At 68.6% G+C, this 22,343-nt stretch carries 26 protein-coding genes; 16 read left to right on the top strand and 10 right to left on the bottom strand.

All coding sequences use genetic code 11. From position 1 onward, the window contains the following. Nucleotides 1-37: 37 nt before the first annotated feature. The 4 genes from Q9R17_RS13150 to Q9R17_RS13135 form a co-directional block, all read right to left on the bottom strand. Nucleotides 38-646, bottom strand: a complete 609-nt coding sequence (locus Q9R17_RS13150) for a HutD family protein (protein ID WP_308155053.1) — start codon at nucleotides 644-646, stop codon at nucleotides 38-40. A 48-nt stretch (nucleotides 647-694) separates the two neighbouring features. Next, nucleotides 695-1,423 carry a murein L,D-transpeptidase catalytic domain family protein gene (locus Q9R17_RS13145; RefSeq protein ID WP_308155052.1) on the bottom strand — a complete coding sequence of 243 codons (729 nt, stop codon included), beginning with the start codon at nucleotides 1,421-1,423 and terminating at the stop codon, nucleotides 695-697. A gap of 18 nt (nucleotides 1,424-1,441) precedes the next feature. After that, nucleotides 1,442-2,503 carry a L,D-transpeptidase gene (locus Q9R17_RS13140; RefSeq protein ID WP_308155051.1) on the bottom strand — a complete coding sequence of 354 codons (1,062 nt, stop codon included), beginning with the start codon at nucleotides 2,501-2,503 and terminating at the stop codon, nucleotides 1,442-1,444. A gap of 352 nt (nucleotides 2,504-2,855) precedes the next feature. Further along, nucleotides 2,856-3,182, bottom strand: coding sequence for a helix-hairpin-helix domain-containing protein (locus tag Q9R17_RS13135; protein ID WP_308155050.1), 327 nt, complete (start codon nucleotides 3,180-3,182; stop codon nucleotides 2,856-2,858). Nucleotides 3,183-3,381: 199 nt separating this feature from the next. On the opposite strand from Q9R17_RS13135, the gene Q9R17_RS13130 reads away from it, so the two are divergent. The 4 genes from Q9R17_RS13130 (at nucleotide 3,382) to murU (ending at nucleotide 7,006) form a co-directional block, all read left to right on the top strand. After that, the gene (locus Q9R17_RS13130; protein WP_308155049.1) at nucleotides 3,382-4,875 is read left to right on the top strand and encodes a M20 family metallopeptidase; all 1,494 of its coding nucleotides are present in this window, start codon (nucleotides 3,382-3,384) and stop codon (nucleotides 4,873-4,875) included. A 70-nt stretch (nucleotides 4,876-4,945) separates the two neighbouring features. Further along, on the top strand, nucleotides 4,946-5,215 hold the full coding sequence (locus tag Q9R17_RS13125) for a GlsB/YeaQ/YmgE family stress response membrane protein (RefSeq protein WP_308155048.1): 270 nt from the start codon (nucleotides 4,946-4,948) through the stop codon (nucleotides 5,213-5,215). Between the two features lie 58 nt (nucleotides 5,216-5,273). Then, nucleotides 5,274-6,299: a phosphotransferase gene (locus Q9R17_RS13120; RefSeq protein WP_308155047.1), complete on the top strand. Its 1,026-nt coding sequence runs from the start codon at nucleotides 5,274-5,276 to the stop codon at nucleotides 6,297-6,299. Continuing rightward, nucleotides 6,296-7,006 carry an N-acetylmuramate alpha-1-phosphate uridylyltransferase MurU gene (gene murU, locus Q9R17_RS13115; RefSeq protein WP_308155046.1) on the top strand — a complete coding sequence of 237 codons (711 nt, stop codon included), beginning with the start codon at nucleotides 6,296-6,298 and terminating at the stop codon, nucleotides 7,004-7,006. Before Q9R17_RS13120 ends, murU begins: the two co-directional genes overlap by 4 nt. Nucleotides 7,007-8,018: 1,012 nt before the next feature. Here the strand turns inward: murU and hda are convergent. Genes hda through Q9R17_RS13100 form a run of 3 tightly spaced genes read right to left on the bottom strand, consistent with a single transcriptional unit; the run spans nucleotide 8,019 to nucleotide 11,004 of the window. Further along, on the bottom strand, nucleotides 8,019-8,729 hold the full coding sequence (gene hda, locus Q9R17_RS13110; protein ID WP_308155045.1) for a DnaA regulatory inactivator Hda: 711 nt from the start codon (nucleotides 8,727-8,729) through the stop codon (nucleotides 8,019-8,021). Continuing rightward, nucleotides 8,726-9,895 (bottom strand): AI-2E family transporter, encoded by a 1,170-nt coding sequence (locus tag Q9R17_RS13105; RefSeq protein ID WP_308155044.1) that lies wholly within the window; start codon nucleotides 9,893-9,895, stop codon nucleotides 8,726-8,728. Before Q9R17_RS13105 ends, hda begins: the two co-directional genes overlap by 4 nt. Beyond that, nucleotides 9,892-11,004, bottom strand: a complete 1,113-nt coding sequence (locus Q9R17_RS13100) for a DUF2066 domain-containing protein (RefSeq protein ID WP_308155043.1) — start codon at nucleotides 11,002-11,004, stop codon at nucleotides 9,892-9,894. Before Q9R17_RS13100 ends, Q9R17_RS13105 begins: the two co-directional genes overlap by 4 nt. A gap of 110 nt (nucleotides 11,005-11,114) precedes the next feature. Here Q9R17_RS13100 and purM point away from each other — a divergent pair, with 110 nt between their 5' ends. The 6 genes from purM (at nucleotide 11,115) to Q9R17_RS13070 (ending at nucleotide 15,398) form a co-directional block, all read left to right on the top strand. Beyond that, a complete protein-coding gene (gene purM / locus Q9R17_RS13095) occupies nucleotides 11,115-12,173 on the top strand; it encodes a phosphoribosylformylglycinamidine cyclo-ligase (RefSeq protein WP_308155042.1) in 1,059 nt (352 codons plus the stop codon). 21 nt (nucleotides 12,174-12,194) lie between these two features. Then, nucleotides 12,195-12,677 carry a hypothetical protein gene (locus tag Q9R17_RS13090; RefSeq protein ID WP_308155041.1) on the top strand — a complete coding sequence of 161 codons (483 nt, stop codon included), beginning with the start codon at nucleotides 12,195-12,197 and terminating at the stop codon, nucleotides 12,675-12,677. Beyond that, complete coding sequence (locus Q9R17_RS13085; protein ID WP_308155040.1) at nucleotides 12,674-13,090, top strand: hypothetical protein; 417 nt, start codon at nucleotides 12,674-12,676, stop codon at nucleotides 13,088-13,090. Before Q9R17_RS13090 ends, Q9R17_RS13085 begins: the two co-directional genes overlap by 4 nt. A 37-nt stretch (nucleotides 13,091-13,127) precedes the next feature. Further along, nucleotides 13,128-13,814 (top strand): phosphoribosylglycinamide formyltransferase, encoded by a 687-nt coding sequence (gene purN, locus Q9R17_RS13080; RefSeq protein ID WP_308155039.1) that lies wholly within the window; start codon nucleotides 13,128-13,130, stop codon nucleotides 13,812-13,814. A 67-nt stretch (nucleotides 13,815-13,881) separates the two neighbouring features. Beyond that, a complete protein-coding gene (locus Q9R17_RS13075) occupies nucleotides 13,882-14,703 on the top strand; it encodes a DUF3108 domain-containing protein (RefSeq protein WP_308155038.1) in 822 nt (273 codons plus the stop codon). 2 nt (nucleotides 14,704-14,705) lie between these two features. Then, complete coding sequence (locus Q9R17_RS13070; RefSeq protein ID WP_308155037.1) at nucleotides 14,706-15,398, top strand: DUF3108 domain-containing protein; 693 nt, start codon at nucleotides 14,706-14,708, stop codon at nucleotides 15,396-15,398. A 61-nt stretch (nucleotides 15,399-15,459) separates the two neighbouring features. On the opposite strand, the gene Q9R17_RS13065 is transcribed toward Q9R17_RS13070, so the two are convergent. Genes Q9R17_RS13065 through Q9R17_RS13055 form a run of 3 tightly spaced genes read right to left on the bottom strand, consistent with a single transcriptional unit; the run spans nucleotide 15,460 to nucleotide 17,289 of the window. After that, nucleotides 15,460-15,768, bottom strand: a complete 309-nt coding sequence (locus Q9R17_RS13065; protein ID WP_308155036.1) for an EF-hand domain-containing protein — start codon at nucleotides 15,766-15,768, stop codon at nucleotides 15,460-15,462. Beyond that, complete coding sequence (murA, locus tag Q9R17_RS13060; protein WP_308155035.1) at nucleotides 15,765-17,036, bottom strand: UDP-N-acetylglucosamine 1-carboxyvinyltransferase; 1,272 nt, start codon at nucleotides 17,034-17,036, stop codon at nucleotides 15,765-15,767. Before murA ends, Q9R17_RS13065 begins: the two co-directional genes overlap by 4 nt. A 22-nt stretch (nucleotides 17,037-17,058) precedes the next feature. After that, entirely contained in the window at nucleotides 17,059-17,289 is a 231-nt protein-coding gene (locus Q9R17_RS13055; RefSeq protein ID WP_308155034.1) for a BolA/IbaG family iron-sulfur metabolism protein, read from the bottom strand. A 53-nt stretch (nucleotides 17,290-17,342) separates the two neighbouring features. Between Q9R17_RS13055 and Q9R17_RS13050 the strand changes: the two genes are divergently transcribed. Genes Q9R17_RS13050 through Q9R17_RS13025 form a run of 6 tightly spaced genes read left to right on the top strand, consistent with a single transcriptional unit; the run spans nucleotide 17,343 to nucleotide 22,310 of the window. Next, on the top strand, nucleotides 17,343-18,347 hold the full coding sequence (locus Q9R17_RS13050) for a KpsF/GutQ family sugar-phosphate isomerase (protein WP_308155033.1): 1,005 nt from the start codon (nucleotides 17,343-17,345) through the stop codon (nucleotides 18,345-18,347). 51 nt (nucleotides 18,348-18,398) lie between these two features. Further along, nucleotides 18,399-18,947: an HAD hydrolase family protein gene (locus Q9R17_RS13045; protein ID WP_308155032.1), complete on the top strand. Its 549-nt coding sequence runs from the start codon at nucleotides 18,399-18,401 to the stop codon at nucleotides 18,945-18,947. Further along, nucleotides 18,944-19,504: an LPS export ABC transporter periplasmic protein LptC gene (gene lptC, locus Q9R17_RS13040; protein ID WP_308155031.1), complete on the top strand. Its 561-nt coding sequence runs from the start codon at nucleotides 18,944-18,946 to the stop codon at nucleotides 19,502-19,504. Before Q9R17_RS13045 ends, lptC begins: the two co-directional genes overlap by 4 nt. Before the next feature lie 56 nt (nucleotides 19,505-19,560). After that, nucleotides 19,561-20,130 (top strand): lipopolysaccharide transport periplasmic protein LptA, encoded by a 570-nt coding sequence (lptA, locus tag Q9R17_RS13035; protein ID WP_308155030.1) that lies wholly within the window; start codon nucleotides 19,561-19,563, stop codon nucleotides 20,128-20,130. After that, the gene (gene lptB, locus Q9R17_RS13030) at nucleotides 20,130-20,849 is read left to right on the top strand and encodes an LPS export ABC transporter ATP-binding protein (RefSeq protein ID WP_308155029.1); all 720 of its coding nucleotides are present in this window, start codon (nucleotides 20,130-20,132) and stop codon (nucleotides 20,847-20,849) included. Before lptA ends, lptB begins: the two co-directional genes overlap by 1 nt. A 42-nt stretch (nucleotides 20,850-20,891) precedes the next feature. Next, complete coding sequence (locus tag Q9R17_RS13025; RefSeq protein WP_308155028.1) at nucleotides 20,892-22,310, top strand: RNA polymerase factor sigma-54; 1,419 nt, start codon at nucleotides 20,892-20,894, stop codon at nucleotides 22,308-22,310. The last annotated feature ends 33 nt before the right edge of the window (nucleotides 22,311-22,343 follow it).

Raw genomic sequence — 22,343 nt, 5'->3', positions numbered from 1 at the left:
CATGCGTGGATGCTGTCCCATCGGCACCATCACACCATCAACCGCCCACCGCACTCACCCGTATCGCCAGCAGCTCACCACCACCCTCCAGCGCGTGGCGTTGCCGTGGCCCCGCGGCGAGCCATGCGGTATCACCGGCCTCCAATGCCGGCAATCCGCTGTCCGTGCCGAACCGCGCCTGCCCGGCCAGCAGATGCAGCGCCCAGGCCACACCCGGCTCGCTGAAGAAGAACATCGAGCCCGCCAGCGGCCGGTGCAGCAGTTCGGCCTGCAGCAGATCGCGCTTCCACATCAGGTTGAAATCATGGGTGGTGCCATCCACCAGTTCACCCTGCAGCGTGTCCTCACCGGCGAAGCGCACGCGGCCATGCGGCGGCAGGACCTCGGCCACGCGCCCATCCTCGAACCGCAGACGCACGCCGTTGCCGTGCAGCAGCACCAGTTCACGCTCCACGCCGGGAAACGCGGAAAACGCCGCGTCCTGTTCGATCTCGGCAATCGACAGGCGCAGCGCCCAGTCATCGCCCTGCGCCGGCAGGCGCAGGATTTCGCGGGTCCAGCCAAGCCCATTGCGCCAGCGTTCGCGGCGGTAATCGGCCTGGGAAACGACGTGGGTGGGCGTGCTCAGCAGGGCGTTGGTATCCATGCAGGCATTGTAGGGGCGGCACGCTCCACACACAGCGCGCGAGGAGGATCAGCGCGCGGCGACGTGCCCGCTGTCCCCGCAATCGGTCCCCAGCAGCTGCGAATGCTTCAGCCAGTCCTGGTCCGGGTAATAGGCGAACACCAGCGTGCCACCACGCAGCGCATCGATCAGGGGCCGGGCCACCGACAGGCGCACGGCCGGGCAGCCCAGGCTGCGGCCCAGGCGGCCCTGCAGCTGTGCAGTCGCCGGGTTCACGTACGGCGCGCCATGGATGACGATGGCACGCTCACGCGCACGATCGTTGAAGCCCGGCTCCAGCCCGGCCAGGCGCAAGGAATACCCGTTGCCGCCCATGTAGGTCTCCTGCGCGGTGAACATCCCCAGGCTGGACATGAAACTGCCATCGCGGTTGGAGAAGTGCTCGGTGCGGTTGCCGCCGCTGTTGCGGCCATGGGCCACCCATTCCTCGAACAGCAGGCGCGGGCTGGCCAGGTCGAACACCCACAGCCGGGGTTCTGTCGATGGCCGCGAGTAATCGATCACGCCCAGGCGCTGGCCGTTGATGCCCAGCTCCGGGCGGCGCAGTGCGCAGCGCATGGCGGTGGCGGCCAGCTGCAGCACGTGCGGGTCGGCCCGGGGCGCGGTACGGACCAGCATCGCGGCCAGGTCATCGCGGGGACCGGCCACGGCCGCCGTCGGCGCGGGCGCAGCACTGGCACCGCTGGTGGCCGCCAGCAGGCCGCAGGCGGCCACCCAGCGCAGGCAGGAAGGAGTCATGGGCACGGCCCGGGGAACTCAGGAACCCTTGTGGATGGTTGCCGGCGGCTCCGATTCCAAGACCGGTTGCATCCCCGATTCAGCCGCGCTTGGGCGCACCGCCGGCAGCGAGGTCACCAGCAGCGTGGTCCCCGGCACCAGCACCTGGTACAGCTGGCGGGCAAAGTCGGCCGGCAGCGCCATCGGCAGCGATGGCGTGGCCAGCAGGTCCGGGGTCGCCTGTGCCGCGTCCTGGCCCAGCAGCGGATAGGCGGTCCACTGGTGCAGGCGCTGGTGCGCATCCAGCGGGCTGGGCACATCGGCATAGCCCTGGCCCATCACGAACAGCGTGGTGCCCTGGAAGGCCGGCAACGCCGCCGCCTTCAACGGCGATTCGCCGATCATCACCCCGTCGCGGAGCACATACAGACGCTGGTCCTGCAGGCTGACCAGAATGCCGACCTGGCCGCTGGGCGCGGCGGCGTCGTTCCACCAGGCCTTGTCGGGCGAGCCTTCGGCCGCTTCCGGCAGCGCCTGGCCCTTGGCGTTCACCGGGGCCAGCACCGCCGGGTAGGCCAGCGTCATGGGGGCACTCTTGGTATCGGCCACCACCACGGTGTCACCGCGCTGGGTGGCGCCAAACAGTTTCTGGGCGAAGGCCTGCGGCAGCCGCACGCAGCCGTGCGAGGCCGGGTGGCCAGGCAGCGCACCGCCATGCAGGGCGATGCCGTCCCAGGTCAGCCGCTGCATGTAGGGCATCGGGGCACTGTTGTAGAGATTGGAACGGTGGTCCTTGTCCTTCTGCAGGATGGTGAACACACCGGTCGGCGTTTCATGACCGGTCTTGCCCGAGCTGATCGTGCTCAGGCCGATGGCGATGCCGTTGCGATACACATAGGCACGCTGCTCATCCAGGCTGACCACCAGCACGATCGGGCCAGTCGGGGAAATTTCCGGATGCCACAGGTATTCCCCGGGCTTGAGGTCGGTCGGGCCGCGCACGGGGGCGCTGGTGGGCGCCGCCGCCGGGGCCTGGGCCCGCAGGGGCAGCGGCGCGGCAAGGGCGGTGGCGAGCAGCAGGGACAACGGGATCAGGCGCATCCGTCCAGGGTTCCATTCCGGTGGAAGCTCCACGCTACACCATCGCCACCGGCAGGCCATGACGCCCGTCCGTAAAAAGCAAATTGCCCGGCGACACTACCGTGTGTCGTACCGGGCAATCCATACATCCTTGTCGGCCAACGGCACACCCCGGCGCATCCTGCGTAGGTGGGGTGGCCATGCATCCTGCACGCGGCCGTGGTTTCCTTCGTTTATCTCAGCCCCTTCCACAGGTCTGTGATGCCACCATCCTGGTGATTGGTTGCCGCGATCCCTGCGGCGGTCGTCACCCCTGCCTTCCCGGGCCGGGGCGGTGGCCGGCATCCTGCCGGTCTGCGACATTCCTGTACTGTCAGCGCCTGGGTACGGAGCGCACCGGTACCGATCCGGGCACCGGATCCGCAGGCAACCCCATGTCGCCCGTGGTGATCCGCTGTCGATTCCGTTCGACGATGGTGGGTCCTATCCCCTTCACCTGTGCCAGATCCTCGGCACGATGAAAGGGCCCATGCTGGCGCCGGTATGCAACGATGGCTTCAGCCCGGCTGGGCCCCACCATCGCCAATCCCTGCTGCAGCGCCTGCGCATCGGCCCGGTTGATGTCGACCCGGTCGGCGGCCGAAGCCCCCGCCATCCACATCCCCAGTGCCAGCACGCTTAACACGATGAACCCAGGCACGACGTGTATCTCCTTGTGGGTCTGGCCCGCCCTGCCGGCATTCCCGCCGGTGGGGACAGTGTCCGTCGCCACATGCATACAGACTATCGGTTTGCCGGATTTGTAACAGCCAGCCAACTACCCGACGTTAAGTAGGAAAATCCCTACCCCCTGGGCAGGCGTAGAATGGGCGGATCAGCCCATGCAACCGGAGTTTCAGATGGACAGCGTCAAGCTCGGCCAATTCGTCAGCGAAAAATGGGACAGCGAGATCGTCCCGCAGTTGGTCGACTACATCCGCATTCCCAACAAGTCGCCGATGTTCGACGCCAATTGGGTGCAGAACGGCTACATGGACCAGGCGGTGACCCTGATGGAAACCTGGGCCCGGGCCCAGCAGATCCCCGGCCTGACGGTCGAGGTGGTCCGCCTGGAAGGCCGTACCCCGCTGATCTTCCTGGAAATTCCGGCCAGCGGCAGCGAAACCGGCGACGACACCGTGCTGCTGTACGGGCACCTGGACAAGCAGCCGGAAATGACCGGCTGGGACGAGGACCTGGGCCCGTGGACCCCGGTGCTGCGGGGCGACAAGCTGTATGGCCGCGGCGGCGCCGATGACGGCTACGCCATCTTCGGTTCGCTGGCCGCGGTGCTGGCCCTGCAGGCCCAGGGCCTACCGCATGCGCGCTGCGTGATCCTGATCGAAGCCTGTGAAGAGTCGGGCAGCTACGACCTGCCGGCCTACGTGGACCACCTGGCCGACCGCATCGGCAAGCCGTCGCTGGTGGTCTGCCTGGATTCGGGCTGTGCCAACTACGACCAGCTGTGGTGCACCACTTCGCTGCGCGGCCTGACCGGTGGCAACTTCTCGGTGAAGGTCCTCAACGAAGGCGTGCACTCCGGCGACGCCTCCGGCGTGGTGCCCTCCAGCTTCCGCCTGCTGCGCCAGCTGCTCTCGCGCATCGAAGACCAGGACACCGGCCGTATCCTGATCGATGGCCTGCACGTGGAGATTCCGGCCGAGCGCCAGGAGCAGGCCAAGCGCGCTGCCGAAGTGGTCGATACCGCCATCTTCGAAAAATTCCCGCTGGTCGATGGCCTGCGCCCGATGAACGAGGACCTGACCGAACTGGTGCTCAACCGCACTTGGCGCCCGGCCCTGTCGGTGACCGGCATCGGTGGCATGCCGCCGCTGGAATCGGCTGGCAACGTGCTGCGCCCGCATACTGCGGTGAAGCTGTCGCTGCGCCTGCCGCCGACCGCCAACGGCAAGGCCTGCGGCGAGCTGCTCAAGGAAGCCCTGCTGCGCGACCCGCCCAACGGCGCCCACGTCACGCTGGATCTGGAAAAGGCATCCACCGGCTGGAATGCCCCGGCGATGGCGCCGTGGCTGACCCAGGCCATCGACGATGCCAGCCAGGCCTTCTTCGGCAAGCCGGCCATGTACATGGGCGAAGGCGGCTCGATTCCGTTCATGGGCATGCTGGGCGAGAAGTTCCCGGGCGCGCAGTTCATGATCACCGGCGTGCTCGGTCCGCATTCCAATGCCCATGGCCCGAACGAGTTCCTGCACATTCCGATGGGCAAGAAGGTCACCGCCTGCGTGTCCAAGGTCATCAGCGAGCACTACGCGGCCAGCCTGCGCGGTGAAACCAGCGGTTCGCCGGTGGCCGCCGACAGCGGTACCCGCCACGGCGGCCACGGCTGCTGCTGAGCCCGGCCCACCGTGACGGACGCAGCCTGGCCTTGCTAGGCTGCGTCCACCTATCGCGGAAACCTCACGCATGAATGGTCTGTTCGGCAGCAGCAGCTGGCTGTACATCCTGCTGGTCGGCTTCGTGGTCGGCCTGCTCGGGCGCTTCTTCATGCCCGGCAACAACCGCATGGGGTGCCTGCTGACCATCGTGCTGGGCATCCTCGGTGCGCTGGTGGCCGGCTGGTTCGGCCAGTACATGGGCTGGTACGCACCGGGCGAGCCGGCCGGCTTCCTGGGTGCGGTGATCGGTGCGGTGGCCGTGCTTGCCCTGCTGCGGCTGTTCAGCCCGCGCCGCTGACCCCTCCTTTCCGCTTTCCTTCCCGAGCTTGGCGCGTGATCGCGCCGGAACCGCCTGCATGACCGATCCCGCTTCCGATCTCCAGCGTGGCGCCCAGCGCCTGCACTGGGCCCGCCACCAGCTGGGCGACGCCAACGCCGTCGTCGAACGCGCCTCGGTCGATGCCGGCATGCGCAGCTACTGGCGCACCACCAGCACCCACGGCAGCCACATCATCATGGATGCCCCGCCCGGCCTGGAAGATCCACGCCCCTGGCTGCGCATGCGCACCCTGCTGGCCGACCATGGCCTGCGCGTGCCCGCCGTACTGGCCCAGGAACTGGACGCCGGCTTCCTGCTGCTGGAAGACCTCGGCGGGCCGACCCTGGCCAAGGTGCTGGACACGCACAACGCCGATGCCTGGTTCACCCGCGCCATCGACCAGCTGATCGTGCTGCAGTCGATCCCGTTGCCGGAGGGCTTTGGCCAGTTCGGCGAAGCGCTGCTGCAGCGGGACGCCGGCCTGTTCGAGGAATGGTTCCTGCAGCGCCACCTGGGCCTGCAGCTGGACTGCGATGCCGCCGAGGGCCTGCAACTGGCACAGCGCCGGCTGATGGACAACGCACTGGGCCAGGCCCAGCTGATGACCCACCGCGATTACATGCCGCGCAACCTGATGCCGGTGGCCGACGGCCCGGCCGTGCTGGATTTCCAGGACCTGGTGCGCGGGCCGATCGCCTACGATCCGGTCAGCCTGTTCAAGGACGCGTTCCTGAGCTGGCCGCTGGAACGGGTCGATGGCTGGTTGGCGCAGTACCATGCCGCCGCCGCCGCCGCCGGCCTGCCGGTGCCACCGCTGGCGACCTTCCAGCGCGATGCGGACTGGATGGGCATCCAGCGCCACGTCAAATGCCTGGGCCTGTTCTGCCGCCTGCGCTACCGCGACAACAAGGGCCACTACCTGGACGATGCCCCGCGCTTCATCACGTACCTGGATGAAGTGCTGCCGCGCTACCCGCAGCTGGACGGCCTGCGCCGGTTGATGGACGAGCAGGTCAAGCCCGCCCTGCTGGACCAGGCCGCACCGCTTCGATTCGCCCGATGAAGGCCCTGATCTTCGCCGCCGGCCTGGGCGAGCGCATGCGCCCGCTGACCCTGCACACGCCCAAACCCCTGCTGGCCGTGGCCGGCAAACCGCTGATCGCCTGGCACCTGGAACGCCTGGCCGCGCTGGGCGTGCAGGACGTGGTGGTCAATACCGCCTGGCTGGCCGCGCAGTTCCCCGCCACGCTGGGCGATGGCAGCGCGTGGGGCCTGCGCCTGCATTTCGTGCATGAAGGTGACACGCCACTGGAAACCGGCGGCGGCATCCTCAACGCCCTGCCGGTGCTGGGCGAGGCACCGTTCCTGGTGGTCAACGGCGATATCTGGACCGATTTCGATTTCGCCACCCTGCCCCGCGAACCCAACGGCGAGGCGCACCTGGTGCTGGTGGACAACCCGCCACAGCACCCGCAGGGCGATTACCGGCTGGGCGATGATGGCGTGCTGCACCACGACCGTAACGGCGCCTGCCTGACCTATGCCGGCATCGGCGTGTACCGCCCCTCGATCGTGGCCGGCTGGCGCGCGGTGATCGGCGATGCACCGGGCAGCGCACAGGTACCACCGAAGTTCTCGGTGGTGCCGCTGCAGAAGCATTTCATGGCGCAGGGACGCGTCACCGGGCAGCACCATGCTGGCCGCTGGACCGACGTCGGGACGGTGGATCGGCTGCAGGCGCTGGATGCGGAGCTGACGGCGAACGGCTGAGCCCCTCGTGGCTGGGCGTCTTGGGAGCAGAAGCCTGGCTTGGCCGGGCGGATGGGCTGCGCAGGGGACGCTGCAAGTACGTCCCTGTAAGCTCGGTCGCCGCATCCATGCGGCTCACACCCCTGCGCACCCCATCCGCCCGGCCCCTGACAATTTCCGTGCGCGTCCAGCCACGGAAAAAGAAAAAGAAAATCAAACGCCGATCGCTTCGCTCTTCGTGTCGACCAAGGTCGACACCTACCAACAGCCGCGGCCAACTGTCGAAGGCGGGGCGCTGTGGGCTTGCGGGGTGTGAGCCGCATGGATGCGGCGACCAAGCCCCCATGGATGGGTTTACGGCGTCCCCGCAAACCCACAGCGCCCCGCCAACCATCAGAAAGCCAGCCGCTGACGTTGATGTTGATGTTGCTTCGGCTTGCAGCCGGTGCAGAGCGCGCGCGTCCAGCCCCGGAAAAGAAAAAGAAAATCAAACGCCGGTCGCTTCGCTCTTCGTGTCGACCAAGGTCGACACCTACCAACAGCCGCGGCCAACTGTCGAAGGCGGGGCGCTGTGGGCTTGCGGGGTGTGAGCCGCATGGATGCGGCGACCAAGCCCCCATGGATGGGTTTACGGCGTCCCCGCAAACCCACAGCGCCCCGCCAACCATCAGAAAGCCAGCCGCTGACGTTGATGTTGCTTCGGCTTGCAGCCGGTGCAGAGAGCGCGCGCGTCCAGCCCCGGAGTCCAGCCCCGAAAAAGAAAAAGAAAATCAAACGCCGATCGCTTCGCTCTTCGTGTCGACCAAGGTCGACACCTACCAACAGCCGCGTGAAACTGTCGAAGGCGGGGCGCTGTGGGCTTGCGGGGTGTGAGCCGCATGGATGCGGCGACCAAGCCCCCATGGACGGGTTTACGGCGCCCCCGCAAGCCCACAGCGCCTCGCCAACCATGAGGAAGCCAGCCGTTGACGTTGACGTTGCCTGGGCTTGCAGCAGGTGCAGGGCGGCAGCCCTGCAAAGAAACACACCCCGATCAGTAACGCGGCTGGCCTTCTTCCAGCACCTGCCGCAGGAACGGCACGGTAATCCGCCGCTTGGCCGCCAGCGATTCGCGGTCCAGCCAGTCCAGCAGGGTGATCAACCCACCCAGCCCACGACCGGTGTGCGACAGCAGCCACTCGATCGCCGGCTCATCGATCGCCAGCCCCCGGCGCAGCGCGCGCTCGCGCAGCACCGCCGCACGGCCCTCTTCATCCAGTGCCTGCAGCACCACCCGCACGCACTGGCCCAGCCGCGACCGCAGGTCCGGCAGCACCAGCCCCAGTTCCCCCGGCGCCTGCTGCGCGGTGTAAAGCACGGTCACCCCCGCCGCACGCGCCCGGTTGTGGAAGTCGAACACCGCCACTTCGTCCTCACGGTCGCCGGCGATGGCATCCAGGCCATCCAGCGCCACCAGTTCGCGCTGCTCCAGCCCTTCCAGCGCCGCACGCACGCGGCCGGCGACCGCACCCAGCGGCACGTAGGTCGGCAGCCGCCCGGCCTGTTCGGCGGTCGAGCACATCGCCAGCGCCTGGTGGGTCTTGCCGGTACCGGCCGCCCCTTCCAGGTAGATCCAGTCCTGGCTGGCCCCCACCGCGATCGCACGCAGCTGCGCCAGCGCACCGTCCGGCGCGCCGATGAAGGTTTCCAGGCGCTGGTCCTGCGGGTAGCGCAGGGCCAGCGGCAATTGCGGGACACCACTCACTGCGGATCGGAACCCTGTCGGCCGGGGACGATGATGTTGGGCTGGTCCACAAAGGCATCAAGCACGATCGGGGTCTTTTCGCCCACGTACAGATCACTCTGGCGGTAGCGCTGGTGCGCATAGCGCAGCAGCACGTTGCTGACCGCCGCCACCGGCAGCGCCAGCAGCATGCCCAGGAAACCGAACAGCTGGCCACCGGCCATCACCGCGAAGATCACCGCCACCGGATGCAGGCCGATCTTGTCACCGACGATGCGCGGGGTCAGCACATAGCTCTCCAGCAGCTGGCCGACGGTGAACACGATGCCCACCAGCACCAGCAGCTTCAGATCGAAGCCCTGCGCCTGCACCAGGGCGGCGACGATCGCCATCAGGATGCCGGTGGTCGCGCCCAGGTAGGGGATGAAGCTGATCAGGCCGGCCACCAGGCCGATCAGCAGGCCCAGCTTCAGGCCCACCAGCGACAGGCCGGCGGCGTAGATCGCACCCAGCGCCACCATCACCAGGAACTGGCCGCGGATGAACGCGCCCAGCACCTCGTTGGATTCACGGGCCAGGTTGGTGATGGTGCCGATATGGTTGCGCGGAATGACCGACGCCACCCGCTCCACCAGCTTGTCCCAGTCACGCAGGAAGTAGAACGCCAGGATCGGCAGCAGCAGCATGTTCACCACCCAGGTGACCACGGTGAAGCCCGAGCGCGAGACATAGCCGAAGAAGGTCTTGGCGAAGCCACCGGCCTGCTGCCAATGGTTGCGCACCCAGTCGATCAGCCGGTCCGGGTCCATCCACTGCATCACTTCCAGGCCGGTCTTCTGCTCGAACCACGGAATGCCGACCTGCATCAGCCAGGCCTGCGCCTGCGGCAGCGTGGACAACAGGGTGGTGATCTGGCGCTCGATCATCGGCACCAGCACCAGCATCAGCCCCACGATCAGCAGCACCATCGCCACGAACACCAGCACCACGCCGGTATTGCGCGACAGCCCGCGGGCTTCCAGCCGGTCCACCAGCGGGTCGCCCAGCCAGGCCAGCGCCAGCGCCATCACGAAGGGGGTCAGGATCGGGGCCAGCAGCCAGACCACCCAGCCCACCAGCAGGAAGACCGCGACATACTTCATCCGCCGCAGGAACTGGGCGATTTCTGCTTCCGGGCTCTGGGTCATCGCAGGCGGTACTCGTTGCTGGCCGGAGCCGGGTTGGGATCATCGCTGCCCAGGCTGACCGGCACCGGAGCGGCGGGCACCAGCACCCCGTTGTCGCCCAGCATGCGGTTGAAGCCGGCCAGGCCGGTGGTCATCTCCAGGCTCAGTTCCAGGCGGTCACCCTGCGCGCGCAGGGGGGTCACGTTCCTGACCACCGGCACCTCGCGCAGGCCGGCGGCCAGGCGCAGGTAGGCATCGGCGCTGTTGATGCCGGTCACCACCACACGGTACTCGCCCGCCTGGCCGGTCGCCACGCCCGCCCGGGCATAGCGCTTGACCAGTGCATCGGCAGTGCCGTCGGCACCACTGGCCAGCGCACGCATGGCATTGGCGTCCTTGGTGGTCCATTTGTTCAGTTCGCGGCCATCATCGACGAACACCCAGTCCGCCGCCCAGCCGCCATCGGCGCGGTAGAGTTTGCCGATCAGCTGCATCGGCGGCGCGTAGCGGGCCGAGGCCCGGGCCACCGCCGCGCTGTCCTGGCGCCAGATCGCCCCCACCAGCGCCTGCTCGGCCGCGCCACCGCTGGGCAGGCCCAGCTTGTAGCCCCGTTCGACGGCGCGGTTCAGCAGCGCGCGGGCGGCATTGGCCTGCTGCACGCTGACCAGGCGCGGGCCGCTGCCATCATCGATGGCCAGCCAGACCACCGGCTTGGGCCGGGGCTGCGGCCATACCGGCAGGCCCAGTGCGGCCACCAGCGCATCCACATCGTCCTCGCGGAACCGGGCCACCAGCAGGGTGCGGTAGCTGGGGGCACCGCTGCTGCCGACACTCTGGTCCTGCTTGTAGTCGTAGCTGGCCACGTAGTCCTTGGCTCCGCGCAGGGCCTGCACCACGCCCGGGCGCGCGGTGATGCCGCGGTCGCCGGACAGCTTGCCCAGCACCACGCTCAGGGCCCGCGCCAGCGCCCCGTTGCGGTCGGCATCGGACTGGCTGTTGACCGGCACTTCGGCCTCGTAGGCACCGCTGGCGGTGGCCACGTCGCCCTCGGTGCGCAGGCCGCTCTGGGCCAGGACGGCCCCGGGCAGGCACAGGGCAAGAAGCAGGGTCAGGATCAGGCTGCGGCGCATCAGGACATCCATTGGCTCACGTATCCGCCTAGATTGTTGCCCGAATGCGGCCTGCACGCCAACGTGGCCTGTTAAAATCGCCGTTTCACCCCCTGCCAGCGCCGACGCCCGTGACCAACATCCCGTCTTCCGCCCCCGCCCCCCTCACCTACCGTGACGCGGGCGTTGACATCGATGCCGGCAATGCGCTGGTCGAGCGCATCAAGCCGCTGGTCAAGCGCAGCTTCCGCCCGGAGGTGATGGGCGGCCTGGGCGGCTTCGGTGCCCTGTTCGACCTGTCCAGCAAGTACCGCGAACCGGTCCTGGTGTCCGGTACGGACGGCGTGGGCACCAAGCTGAAGCTGGCCCACCAGCTGAACCGCCACGACACCATCGGCATCGACCTGGTGGCCATGTGCGTGAACGACGTGCTGGTGCAAGGCGCGGAGCCGCTGTTCTTCCTGGACTATTTCGCCACCGGCAAGCTGGACGTGGATACCGCCGCGGCCGTGGTTGGCGGCATCGCCCAGGGCTGCACCGAAGCCGGCTGCGCCCTGATCGGCGGTGAAACCGCTGAAATGCCCGACATGTATGCCCCGGGCGAATACGACCTGGCCGGCTTCACCGTGGCCGGCGTGGAAAAGAGCGAGCTGAAGGACGGCGCCGCCGTGCGCGAGGGCGACGTGCTGATCGGCATCGCCTCCTCCGGCCCGCATTCCAACGGCTACTCGCTGATCCGCCGCATCTATGACCGTGCCGGCCGCCCGGCCGAACTGGAACTGGACGGCGGCGTGAAGCTGGTCGATGCGCTGATGGCGCCGACCCGCCTGTACGTCAAGCCGCTGCTGTCGCTGCTGAAGTCGCACGGCCCGGCCATCCACGGCATGGCCCACATCACCGGCGGTGGCCTGACCGAGAACATCATCCGCGTGGTGCCCGACGGTCTGGGGCTGGACATCCAGGCCTCGGCCTGGCCGCTGCCGCCGGTGTTCCAGTGGCTGCAGCAGGAAGGTGCCGTGGCCGACAGCGAGATGTGGCGTACCTTCAACTGTGGCATCGGCTTCGTGCTGATCGTCGCCCCCGAACAGGTGGCGTCCATCGGCCAGGCCCTGCAGGCGCTGGACCTGGCCCACTGGACCATCGGCCAGGTGACCGCCGCCCAGGGCGACGAACGCGTCCACATCGCCTGATACCCACCCAAAGGAGCCCGCATGGACGCTACGCCTCCCCTGCCCGCCGCACCGGTGCCGCCCCCGGCCCCGGTTGCGCCACCGCTGACCCCGCAGGACATCGACCACCTGCGCCTGCTGTCGATCTTCCACTATGTGGTGGCCGGCCTGGCCGCCGTGTTCGCGCTGATCTTCGTCATTCACATCGTGATGGGCGCCGCGATGCTCACCGGCACCCTGCCTATGGACTCCAATGGCCGGCCGCCCTCGCCGCACGAGCAGCGGTTCATGGGCTGGATGTTCATCATCATGGGCGCGGGCATCGTCAGCTGCGGCCTGGCAATGGCCGCCCTGATCGCCTATGCCGGGCGCTGCCTGAAGCAGCGGCGCCGCTATCTGCTGTGCATGGTGATCGCCGCCCTTTCCTGCCTGTTCACCCCGTTCGGTACCGTGCTGGGCGTGTTCACCCTGATCGTGCTGCTCAAGCCCTCGGTGAAAGCCGCCTTCGGGCAGGCCCCGGCATGAACACGCCCCCGCCGCTGCCCCGACAGAGCCTGGCCGAACTGCAGCTGGCCAGCCACCTGTACACGTTGAAGATCCTGTTCTACGCGCTGTCCGCCTTCCATGGCGTGGCCGCCGTCTGCTTCCTGGGCTTCGGCGCCCTCGTGCTGGTCGGGCGCGCCGGCGGCGGCAGTGCCACCGTGCTGGCCGTGGTCTATGCCACGACGGCGCTCATCGCGGCCCTGCTGTGCCTGCTGCAGCTGCGCACGGCACGGCTGCTCGGCCAGCGCAGCCAGCTGGCCTGGTGCCAGCGCGCGGCCTGGCTGGCGGTGCTGGCCGGCCCGCTGGGCATCGCGCTGACCGGTTATGCGGTGTACCTGCTGCGCAAGCCCGAGGTGGCCGCCCAGTTCGACCAGGGCGCGCACCTCAGCGCCTGATCCCCCGGCCCCGGGCCGCCCCCACCCGATCGACACCATGCCCACGCCCGCTTCGCCCGCCTCCTCCTCCGCCCGCGCCCGACTGGCGGTACTGGCCTCCGGTCGTGGCAGCAACCTGCAGGCCATCCTCGATGCCATCGCGGCCGGGCAGCTGGCCGCTGACGTGGTGGGCGTGTTTTCGGACCGCAGCGATTCAGCCGCCCTGCAGCGCGTGGATGCCGGCCGCCGCTGGACACGTTCGCCCCGCGATTTCGCCGACCGCTTCGCCTTTGACACCGCCCTGGGCGATGCCCTGCAGGCCTGTGCACCGGACTGGATCATCTGCGCCGGTTACATGCGCATCCTCGGCGAGGCCTTCGTGCACCGCTTCCAGGGCCAGCTGGTCAACATCCATCCCTCGCTGCTGCCCCGCCACAAGGGCCTGCACACCCATGCCCGCGCGCTGGAAGCCGGCGATGCCGAACACGGCGCCAGCGTGCACTTCGTGGTGCCCGAACTGGATGCCGGCACCGTACTGGCCCAGGCCGCGGTCCCGGTGCTGCCCGGCGACGACGCCGAACGCCTGGCCCGCCGCGTGCTGGCCGTGGAACACCCGCTGCTGATCGCCAGCCTGCAGGTGCTGTGCAGCGGCCGCGTGGCTGAACGGGAGGGCCAGCTGCTGCTGGACGATCACCCCCTGTTCAAGCCGCTGCACCTAGATTCCGCCGGACAGCTGAACAGGTGAGTGGCGCCCACACGCGCTGCTGACCGCTGAACTGGCATCCTGCCCCCTCACCTCATTCCTGCCCGGTATGAACAAGACGCTGTGCACGCCCGTGTTGCTGCTGACCGCCCTGCTCGGCCCCGCCGTGTCCGCACAGGAGCATGCGCCGGCCCCCACCGTGCCGGCCCCGGCCAGCACGGCGGCCAGCCCTGCCGAGGTCCCGGCACTGCCGGCGCTGCCGCCGATGGCCTGGGAAGCCCCCCCGCTGCAACCCTTCACCGCCACCTACCAGGCCTTCTACAAGGGCAAGGAAGCCGGTGATGCCACCATGAAGGTCACCCACACCGGCGGCGACCAGTGGCGGGTGGACATGCAGGTCATCGGGCGCCGCGGCTTCGCCAGCATCCTGGGCCTGAACATCGAACAGAGCACGGTCTTCGAGCAGCGCGGCAACAGCTACGCGCCGCTGAGCCAGAGCACGGTGCGCAAGGGCCTGTTCCTGGGCAAGAAGGCCGTGGGCCTCTACAACTGGCAGGCCGGCACCGCGCAGTGGACCGGCGACCTGAAGAAGGAACGCACCCAGCCCATCCCGCTGCAGGCCGGTGACCAGAGCGCGCTGCTGATCAACCTGTCGATCATGCGCGACGCGCACCCGGGCGCGTCCATGCACTACCGCTACGTGGACATGGGCAAGGTCCGCGAACACGACTACCAGGCGGCCACCGACACCGAGAACGTGCAGGTCGGTGAGCTGTCCTACAACGCACTTCGCGTGTACCGCAGCAACGGCGGCCGCGATGAAACCATCCTCTGGATCGCCAACGGCGTGCCGACGCCCGTGCGCATCCTGCAACGCGAAGACGGCGAAGATCGCATCGACCTGCGCCTGATCGAATACCAAGGAGTCTGACCATGAATACCCTGACCCGCCCGCTGAACTGGATCGCCGCCGCCGCGCTGTCGCTGGCCAGCCTGCCCGTGCTGGCCGCGCAACCGGTGAAGCCGTTCCAGGCCGATTACCTGGCCAGCTACATGGGCATGCAGGCCAACGGCACCATGAGCGTGAGCAGCGAAGGTGCCAACAAGTGGCGCTACAGCCTGAAGGTGAAGAACCAGCTGGCCGACCTGAGCCAGAGCACCGTGTTCGAGGAAGCCAACGGCCAGCTGCGCCCGCTCAGCAGCCAGGACAGCTCGGTGCTGCTGGTGAAAAAGCGCAACGTGCAGGCCAACTACAACTGGACCAGCAACCAGGCCACCTGGACCGGCGACCTGAAGCCGGACCGCCGTGGCCCGGTGGCCCTGAAGGCCGGCGACCTGGATGCGCTGCTGATCAACCTGGCGATCGTGCGCGACCTGGCGGCCAACAAGCCGCTGAGCTATCGCATGGTCGACGAAGGCCGCATCAAGCCGATGACCTACACCGTGGTCGGCAAGGAACAGGTCTCGGTGGGCGGCAAGAACTACGACGCCACCAAGGTCTCGCGCGTGGACGGCAACAAGGAGCTGCTGGCCTGGATCGTGCCGCAGCTGCCGGTGCCGGCGCGCCTGCTGCAGCGTGAGAACGGCCGCGATGCGCTGGACCTGACCATCAAGGCGGTGAACTGACCGCGACGGGCATCGCCCCCGCGTGTGCAACAGAAAACGCCCGGTTTCCCGGGCGTTTTCATTACTTGGCGTCGTCGGCCTTGAACACCGTCTTGCAGTCCACGCGGATCTGCTCGCCGCTGCTGCGCCAGGCAAAGGTGCGGCAATGGCGGTTGCCGTCCTGGGTGTCGGTCACGCCCACCGCGTAGAACGCCTGCAGGATCTCGTCACGGGTGACGGTGCCGTCACCGTTCCAGTCCATGTCCTTCTGCTCGATGCCCTGGGTGATGGCGATGCCGGCGTACCAGGCATAGCCCAGCCACGCCAGCACGATCAGCACCAGCACCAGCAGCGCCTTGCGGCGGCGGGTGAATTTTCCGCGCAGGATCATGGCACCCGCCGGATGGTGGCGCCGAGCGAAGACAGCTTCTCTTCGATGTTCTCGTAGCCACGGTCGAGGTGGTAGATGCGGTCGATGGTGGTCTGGCCCTCGGCCATCAGGCCGGCCAGGATCAGCGAGGCCGATGCGCGCAGGTCGGTGGCCATCACCGGGGCGCCGCTCAGGCGCTCGGCACCACGCACGATGGCCGTATGGCCCTCGATCTGGATGTCCGCGCCCAGGCGCAGCAGTTCGTTGACGTGCATGAAGCGGTTTTCGAAGATCGTTTCATTGATCACGCCCACGCCGTCGGCCACGCAGTTGAGCGCCATGAACTGCGCCTGCATGTCGGTCGGGAAGGCCGGGTACGGCGCGGTGGTCAGGTTGACCGCCTTCGGCCGCTTGCCCTGCATGTCCAGGGTGATGGTGTCTTCGGTGGTCTCGATCTTCGCACCGGCCTCGATCAGCTTGCCCAGCACCGCGTCCATCGTGTCCGGGCGCGCGCGGTTGACCGTGACCTTGCCGCCGGTCATCGCCGCAGCGACCAGGAAGGTGCCGGTCTCGATGCGGTCCGGCAGCACTTCGTGGCGGCCGCCGCTCAGGCGCTCCACGCCGTGCACCACCAGGCGCGCGGTGCCGATGCCGTCGATCTTCGCGCCCAATGCCACCAGGCAGTGCGCCAGGTCGCTCACTTCCGGTTCCATCGCGCAGTTGTCGAGGATGGTGGTGCCCTCGGCCAGTACCGCGCCCATCAGCACGTTCTCGGTGCCGGTCACGCTGACCATGTCGAAGGTGAAATGGCCGCCCTTCAGGCGCTTGGCCGAAGCCTTGATGAAGCCGTTCTCGACCACGATCTCCGCGCCCAGCGCCTGCAGGCCCTTGATGTGCTGGTCCACCGGGCGCGAACCGATCGCGCAGCCGCCGGGCAGCGACACTTCGGCCGCACCGAAGCGGGCCAGCAGCGGGCCCAGCACCAGGATCGAGGCACGCATGGTCTTGACCAGCTCGTAGGGGGCCACGTGCTGGTTCACCGAACGCGGGTCGACCACGATCGCGCTGCCGCGCGACAGGGTGCCCTGGTCGATGGTGACCTTGGCGCCCAGTTCGCCCAGCAGCTTCACCGTGGTGACCACATCGTGCAGGTGCGGCACGTTGGTGATCTCCACCGGCGCATCGGCCAGCAGGGTCGCGCAGAGGATGGGGAGGACGGCGTTCTTGGCGCCGGAGATGCTCACTTCACCGTGCAGCGCAGCGCCGCCGGTCACAACGATCTTGGCCATGGAGTTCGGGATCTTCTGCGGTTCAGCCGGCTTCGGCCGGGGTCACGGTTTTCAGCGCCAGCGCGTGGATCGCGCCGCCCATCAGGTCGCCCAGGGTCGCATAGACCATCCGGTGGCGGGCCAGCGGCATCTTGCCGGCAAAGCCTTCATAGGCCACGGTGGCCTCGAAGTGCACGCCGTCATCGCCGCGCACGTCGGCACGGGCGCCCGGCAGGCCGGTTTCGATCAGGTTGCGGATGGTCTCAGCGTCCAACGGGCTTTCCTAATAAAATGTGCAGTCATTCTACTCCGCTGCGTGGCCTTCGCATGGCTGATCTCCTGCCCCCCCGTACCGACACCGTCGACCCCGCCGCGCTGGTGGCCAGCGGCCGCCGCGTGTTCGCCATCGAGCAGCAGGCACTGGACGCCGTGGCTGCCCGGCTGGGCGACGCCTTCCAGCAGGCCTGCCAGGCCATCCTGGGCAGCCGTGGCCGGGTGGTCGCCACCGGCATGGGCAAATCGGGCCATATCGCCCGCAAGATCGCCGCCACCCTGGCCTCCACCGGCACCCCGGCGTTCTACGTGCACCCCGGCGAAGCCGGCCATGGCGACCTGGGCATGATCACCGAGGACGACGTGGTGCTGGCCCTGTCCTATTCGGGCGAATCGGACGAGGTGCTGATGCTGCTGCCGGTGCTCAAGCGCCAGGGCAACGTCTTGATTTCCATGACCGGCCGGCCGCAGTCCAGCCTGGCCACCGCCGCCGACGTGCATCTGGATGTGAGCGTACCGGCCGAGGCCTGCCCGCTGGCGCTGGCCCCGACCTCCAGCACCACCGCCTCGCTGGCCATGGGCGACGCCCTGGCGGTGGCCCTGCTGGATGCGCGCGGCTTCACCGCCGACGATTTCGCCCGTTCCCACCCGGCCGGCAGCCTCGGCCGCCGCCTGCTGCTGCACATCACCGATGTGATGCACACCGGCGAAGACCTGCCCAAGGTCGATGCCGGCGCCAGCCTCAGCCAGGCCCTGGTGGAAATGAGCCGCAAGCGGCTGGGCATGACGGCCGTGGTCGATGCCGACGGCGTGCTGATCGGCCTGTTCACCGACGGCGACCTGCGCCGGGCGCTGGATACCGACCTGGACGTGCGCACGGCCAGGATCGCCGATGTAATGACCCGCCAGCCGCGCACCATCGGCGCCGACCAGCTGGCGGTGGAGGCCGCCCGGCTGATGGAAACCCACAAGATCAACGGCCTGATCGTGGTCGATGGCCAGGGCCGGGCCGTGGGTGCGCTGAACATTCATGACCTGTTGCGGGCCCGGGTGGTTTAACCGACAGTCCGCAGACCCCATTCAGATACCACGCCCGAGATCGACAGCCTGATGCCCTGGTCCCCCCTGCCCGCCTTCCCCGCCCACCTGCATGCCACTGCGGCCGGCATCCGCCTGGCCTGCTTCGACGTGGACGGTACGCTCACCGATGGTCAGCTGTACTACGACCATGAGGGCAACGAGAGCAAGGCGTACTTCGTGCAGGACGGCCTGGGACTGAAACTGCTGCAGCAGCACGGTATCCACCCCGTGCTCATCACCGCGCGCAACAGCCAGTCCGCGCTCCGGCGCGGTGCCGACCTGGGCGTCGAGACCTATATCGCCGTGGGTGACAAGCTGGCCAGCGTGCAGGCGCTGTGCGCGCGAGAAGGCATCGGCCTGGGCCAGGTGGCCTTCCTCGGTGACGACCTGCCCGACCTGGCGCCGCTGTGCGCGGTCGGCCTGGCCGTCGCCCCGGCCAATGCCCACCCGTGGGTGGCCGAGCGCGTGCACTGGCAGACCCGCGCCGCCGGTGGCCGCGGCGCCGCCCGCGAACTGTGCGACGTGCTGCTGGCCGCACAGGGCAAGGTCGATGCGGTGCTGGCGAGGTTCGGCGCATGAACTGGCGCAGCGCCGTGGGCGCCCTGCTGCTGGTGGTGGCCGTGCTGACCGGCTGGTCGCTGCTGCGCAACCGCGACAAGGGCCCGGTCAGCGTCGGCCAGGACGGCGGCGTGGACTACATCCTGCACGACTTCCAGATCGTCTCGCTGGACGACAAGGGCCAGGAATCCACCACCCTGCGCGCGCCCCGCCTGGAACGCCAGCGCGATGACCAGACCGTGGACATCGCCACCCCGGTGTTCGAGATGCCCGACAAGGACGGCAACCACTGGACCCTGCGCGCGAAGACCGGCTGGCTCAGCGCCAAGGGCGACGAAATGAAGCTGCGCGGCGACGTGGCCGGCGACAGCCCCGCCGCGCCGGGCGTGGTGCCGACCACCTTCCGGACCGACCACCTGGATGTGTTCCCCAAGGAAGACCGCGCAAAAACCGACGCCCGCGTGGTGCTGACCCGGCCCGGCATGGAGCAGTCCGGCGTAGGGTTCGAGGTCGATTCCAAGAACAACACGTATCATTTCCTGAGCCAGGCCAAGGGCCGCTACACGCCCCGCCGATGACCCCCGACGCCCCGACTGGCCTGCCCAGACGACCCACCCCGGCACAATGGACCCCGATGAAGATTCCCTTTGCAGCTTTCTGCGCGCTCTGTCTGATGATCCCTGGCCTGGCCAGCGCGAAGTCCACGGACCGCGACCAGGAAATGGTCATCGACGCCGCCACCCAGTCCGGCACCCTCACCGGTGACGGCAAGACCACCCTGTCCGGCAACGTGGTGATCACCCAGGGCACGCTGGACATGCGTTCGGACCAGGCCGAGGTGTACCTGAAGGACGGTGAGCCCGTGCGCGCCGTGTTCACCGGCAAGCAGGCCAAGCTGAAGCAGCAGCTCGACGACGGCACCTGGATGGACGCGGTGGCCGACAAGATCGACTACGACATCAAGACCGACATCGTCACCCTGACCGGCAACTACAAGGTCACCAGCGAGCGCGGCACCAATGCCGGCCAGCGCATGACCTACAACACCAAGACCGGCGAAATGAACAGCGGCGGCGACGGCACCCGCGTGCGCTCGGTCATTCCGCCCAAGAACAAGACCCCGGGCGCCGCCGCACCGGCCGCAAAGCCGGCAACGCCGGCCAGGCCCCCGGCCCAGCCCGCAGCCACCGGGAGCAAGAAGTAATGCTCGTCGCCAAAGGCCTGCGCAAGCGCTACAAGCAGCGCGAAGTCGTCAAGGACTTCGGGCTGACCCTCGATGCCGGCGAAGTGGTCGGCCTGCTCGGCCCGAACGGTGCCGGCAAGACCACCTGCTTCTACATGATCGTCGGCCTGGTCCAGGCCGACGCCGGCAGCATCGTGCTGGACGGCAAGGACATCACCGCCGACCCCATGTACACCCGCGCCAAGCAGGGCGTGGGCTACCTGCCGCAGGAACCGTCGGTGTTCCGCAAGCTGACCGTGGCCGACAACATCCGCCTGGTGCTGGAACTGCGCCCGGACCTGGATGCGGCCGGCCGCGAACGTGAACTGGCCGGCCTGCTGGACGAACTGCAGCTGGGCCACGTGGCCGACCAGCTCGGTGCCAGCCTGTCCGGCGGCGAGCGCCGCCGCTGCGAGATCGCCCGCGCCCTGGCCGCCCAGCCGCGGCTGATCCTGCTGGACGAACCGTTTGCCGGCGTGGACCCGATCTCGGTCGGTGAAATCCAGCGCATCGTCACCCACCTCAAGCAGCGTGGCATCGGCGTGCTGATCACCGATCACAACGTGCGCGAAACCTTGGGAATCTGCGACCGCGCGTATATCCTCGCCGAGGGCACCGTGCTGGCCCAGGGCTCGCCGGAGGCGATCCTGGACAACGCCGACGTGCGCCGCGTCTACCTTGGGGACACCTTCAAGCTCTGATCCGGCGCCGGTCGTGCCTTCCTCCTTCCGCTCGGCACAGGTATGAAGACACGGCTGCAGACATCGTTGGGACAGCAGCTGGTGATGACCCCCCAGCTGCAGCAGGCGATCAAGCTGCTGCAGATGTCCACGGTCGAGCTGGACGCGGAAATCGCCGCGGCCGTGGAAAGCAACCCGCTGCTGGACTGGGCCGACAACGAAGGCCCCGGCGGTGACGCCGGTGACGGCAGCAGCGATGCCCCCGCCACGGACGCCGCCAGCGAAGGCGGCGAGGACTGGGAGGCCCCGTCCGAACCGGACTGGAGCACGCCCGGCAGCGGCGGCAGCTTCGATGACGATGACGGCGGCAGTGCCGCCGAGCGCATCGCCGAGACCGAAACCCTGGCCGACCACCTGCTGTGGCAGCTGCACCTGTCGCACCTGTCCGCGCGCGACCGCAGCATCGGCGTGGCCCTGATCGATGCCCTGGACGAGGACGGCTACCTGCGCGAGCCCCTGTCCGCCATCGCCGACACCCTGCGCCCGGCGCTCGTCGCCGATGAGGATGAGATCCTGACCGTGCTGCACCAGGTGCAGCGCTTCGACCCGGTCGGCGTGGCCGCCCGCAGCCTGGGCGAATGCCTGCAGCTGCAGCTGGACCTGCTCGACCCGGACACCCCCGGGCTGCCCCTGGCCCGGCAGATCGCCGCCGGCCCGCTGGAACGCCTGCCGCGCAGCGGCGTGGCCGGGCTGGCCCATGAACTGAAGCAGCCGCTGGAGCAGGTGGATACCGCCGTGGCCCTGCTGCGCTCGCTGGACCCGCGCCCGGGCAGCCAGATCGCCCCGCTGTCGCAGGACACCTATGTGGTGCCGGACGTGGTGGTCTGGCGCCACAACGGCGTCTGGCGGGCCGCCCTGGCCGGCCATGCCGGGCCCAAGGTGGTCATCCACCGGGGCTACGAACAGATGATCCGCCGCTGCGGCGAGGCCGATGCCGGCTACCTGCGCGCCCAGCTGCAGGAGGCCCGCTGGCTGCTCAAGGGCCTGCAGGCCCGTGGCGAGACCCTGCTGCGGGTGGTGCGGGCCCTGCTGCTGCACCAGGCCGGCTTCCTGGAGTTCGGTGAACAGGCACTGCGCCCGCTGACCCTGCGCGAAGTGGCCGCCGAACTGGGCCTGCACGAGTCCACCGTGTCCCGGGCCATCGCCCGCAAGCACGTCCGGACCCCGCGCGGCACCCTGCCCCTGCGGGCCTTCTTCGCCTCCGGCATCGACACCGACGGCGGCGGCGAAGCCTCCAGCACGGCCATCCAGGCCATGATCCGGCGCCTGATCGACGACGAGAACCCGCGCAAGCCCCTTTCTGACGCCAAGCTGGCTGACCTGCTCAAATCGTCGGGAATTCCTGTGGCGCGACGCACCGTGGCGAAGTATCGTGAAGCCATGAACATTTCCGCCTCACACGAACGGGTAAGAATCGTCTGACGCGCCGCCGTGGCTGGCGGGAAGGTTCATTGG

The organism is Stenotrophomonas sp. 24(2023) (genome assembly GCF_030913365.1).
GTDB lineage: Bacteria > Pseudomonadota > Gammaproteobacteria > Xanthomonadales > Xanthomonadaceae > Stenotrophomonas.
This window is presented reverse-complemented; position numbering and strand designations above follow the sequence as displayed.

Coding starts and splice junctions, on each gene's coding strand:
- Q9R17_RS13150 (WP_308155053.1), bottom strand. CDS start 646: ATGGATACCAACGCCCTGCTGAGCACGCCCACCCACGTCGTTTCCCAG.
- Q9R17_RS13145 (WP_308155052.1), bottom strand. CDS start 1,423: ATGACTCCTTCCTGCCTGCGCTGGGTGGCCGCCTGCGGCCTGCTGGCG.
- Q9R17_RS13140 (WP_308155051.1), bottom strand. CDS start 2,503: ATGCGCCTGATCCCGTTGTCCCTGCTGCTCGCCACCGCCCTTGCCGCG.
- Q9R17_RS13130 (WP_308155049.1), top strand. CDS start 3,382: ATGGACAGCGTCAAGCTCGGCCAATTCGTCAGCGAAAAATGGGACAGC.
- Q9R17_RS13125 (WP_308155048.1), top strand. CDS start 4,946: ATGAATGGTCTGTTCGGCAGCAGCAGCTGGCTGTACATCCTGCTGGTC.
- Q9R17_RS13120 (WP_308155047.1), top strand. CDS start 5,274: ATGACCGATCCCGCTTCCGATCTCCAGCGTGGCGCCCAGCGCCTGCAC.
- murU (WP_308155046.1), top strand. CDS start 6,296: ATGAAGGCCCTGATCTTCGCCGCCGGCCTGGGCGAGCGCATGCGCCCG.
- Q9R17_RS13105 (WP_308155044.1), bottom strand. CDS start 9,895: ATGACCCAGAGCCCGGAAGCAGAAATCGCCCAGTTCCTGCGGCGGATG.
- Q9R17_RS13100 (WP_308155043.1), bottom strand. CDS start 11,004: ATGCGCCGCAGCCTGATCCTGACCCTGCTTCTTGCCCTGTGCCTGCCC.
- Q9R17_RS13090 (WP_308155041.1), top strand. CDS start 12,195: ATGGACGCTACGCCTCCCCTGCCCGCCGCACCGGTGCCGCCCCCGGCC.
- Q9R17_RS13085 (WP_308155040.1), top strand. CDS start 12,674: ATGAACACGCCCCCGCCGCTGCCCCGACAGAGCCTGGCCGAACTGCAG.
- purN (WP_308155039.1), top strand. CDS start 13,128: ATGCCCACGCCCGCTTCGCCCGCCTCCTCCTCCGCCCGCGCCCGACTG.
- Q9R17_RS13075 (WP_308155038.1), top strand. CDS start 13,882: ATGAACAAGACGCTGTGCACGCCCGTGTTGCTGCTGACCGCCCTGCTC.
- Q9R17_RS13070 (WP_308155037.1), top strand. CDS start 14,706: ATGAATACCCTGACCCGCCCGCTGAACTGGATCGCCGCCGCCGCGCTG.
- Q9R17_RS13065 (WP_308155036.1), bottom strand. CDS start 15,768: ATGATCCTGCGCGGAAAATTCACCCGCCGCCGCAAGGCGCTGCTGGTG.
- murA (WP_308155035.1), bottom strand. CDS start 17,036: ATGGCCAAGATCGTTGTGACCGGCGGCGCTGCGCTGCACGGTGAAGTG.
- Q9R17_RS13050 (WP_308155033.1), top strand. CDS start 17,343: ATGGCTGATCTCCTGCCCCCCCGTACCGACACCGTCGACCCCGCCGCG.
- Q9R17_RS13045 (WP_308155032.1), top strand. CDS start 18,399: ATGCCCTGGTCCCCCCTGCCCGCCTTCCCCGCCCACCTGCATGCCACT.
- lptC (WP_308155031.1), top strand. CDS start 18,944: ATGAACTGGCGCAGCGCCGTGGGCGCCCTGCTGCTGGTGGTGGCCGTG.
- lptA (WP_308155030.1), top strand. CDS start 19,561: ATGAAGATTCCCTTTGCAGCTTTCTGCGCGCTCTGTCTGATGATCCCT.
- lptB (WP_308155029.1), top strand. CDS start 20,130: ATGCTCGTCGCCAAAGGCCTGCGCAAGCGCTACAAGCAGCGCGAAGTC.
- Q9R17_RS13025 (WP_308155028.1), top strand. CDS start 20,892: ATGAAGACACGGCTGCAGACATCGTTGGGACAGCAGCTGGTGATGACC.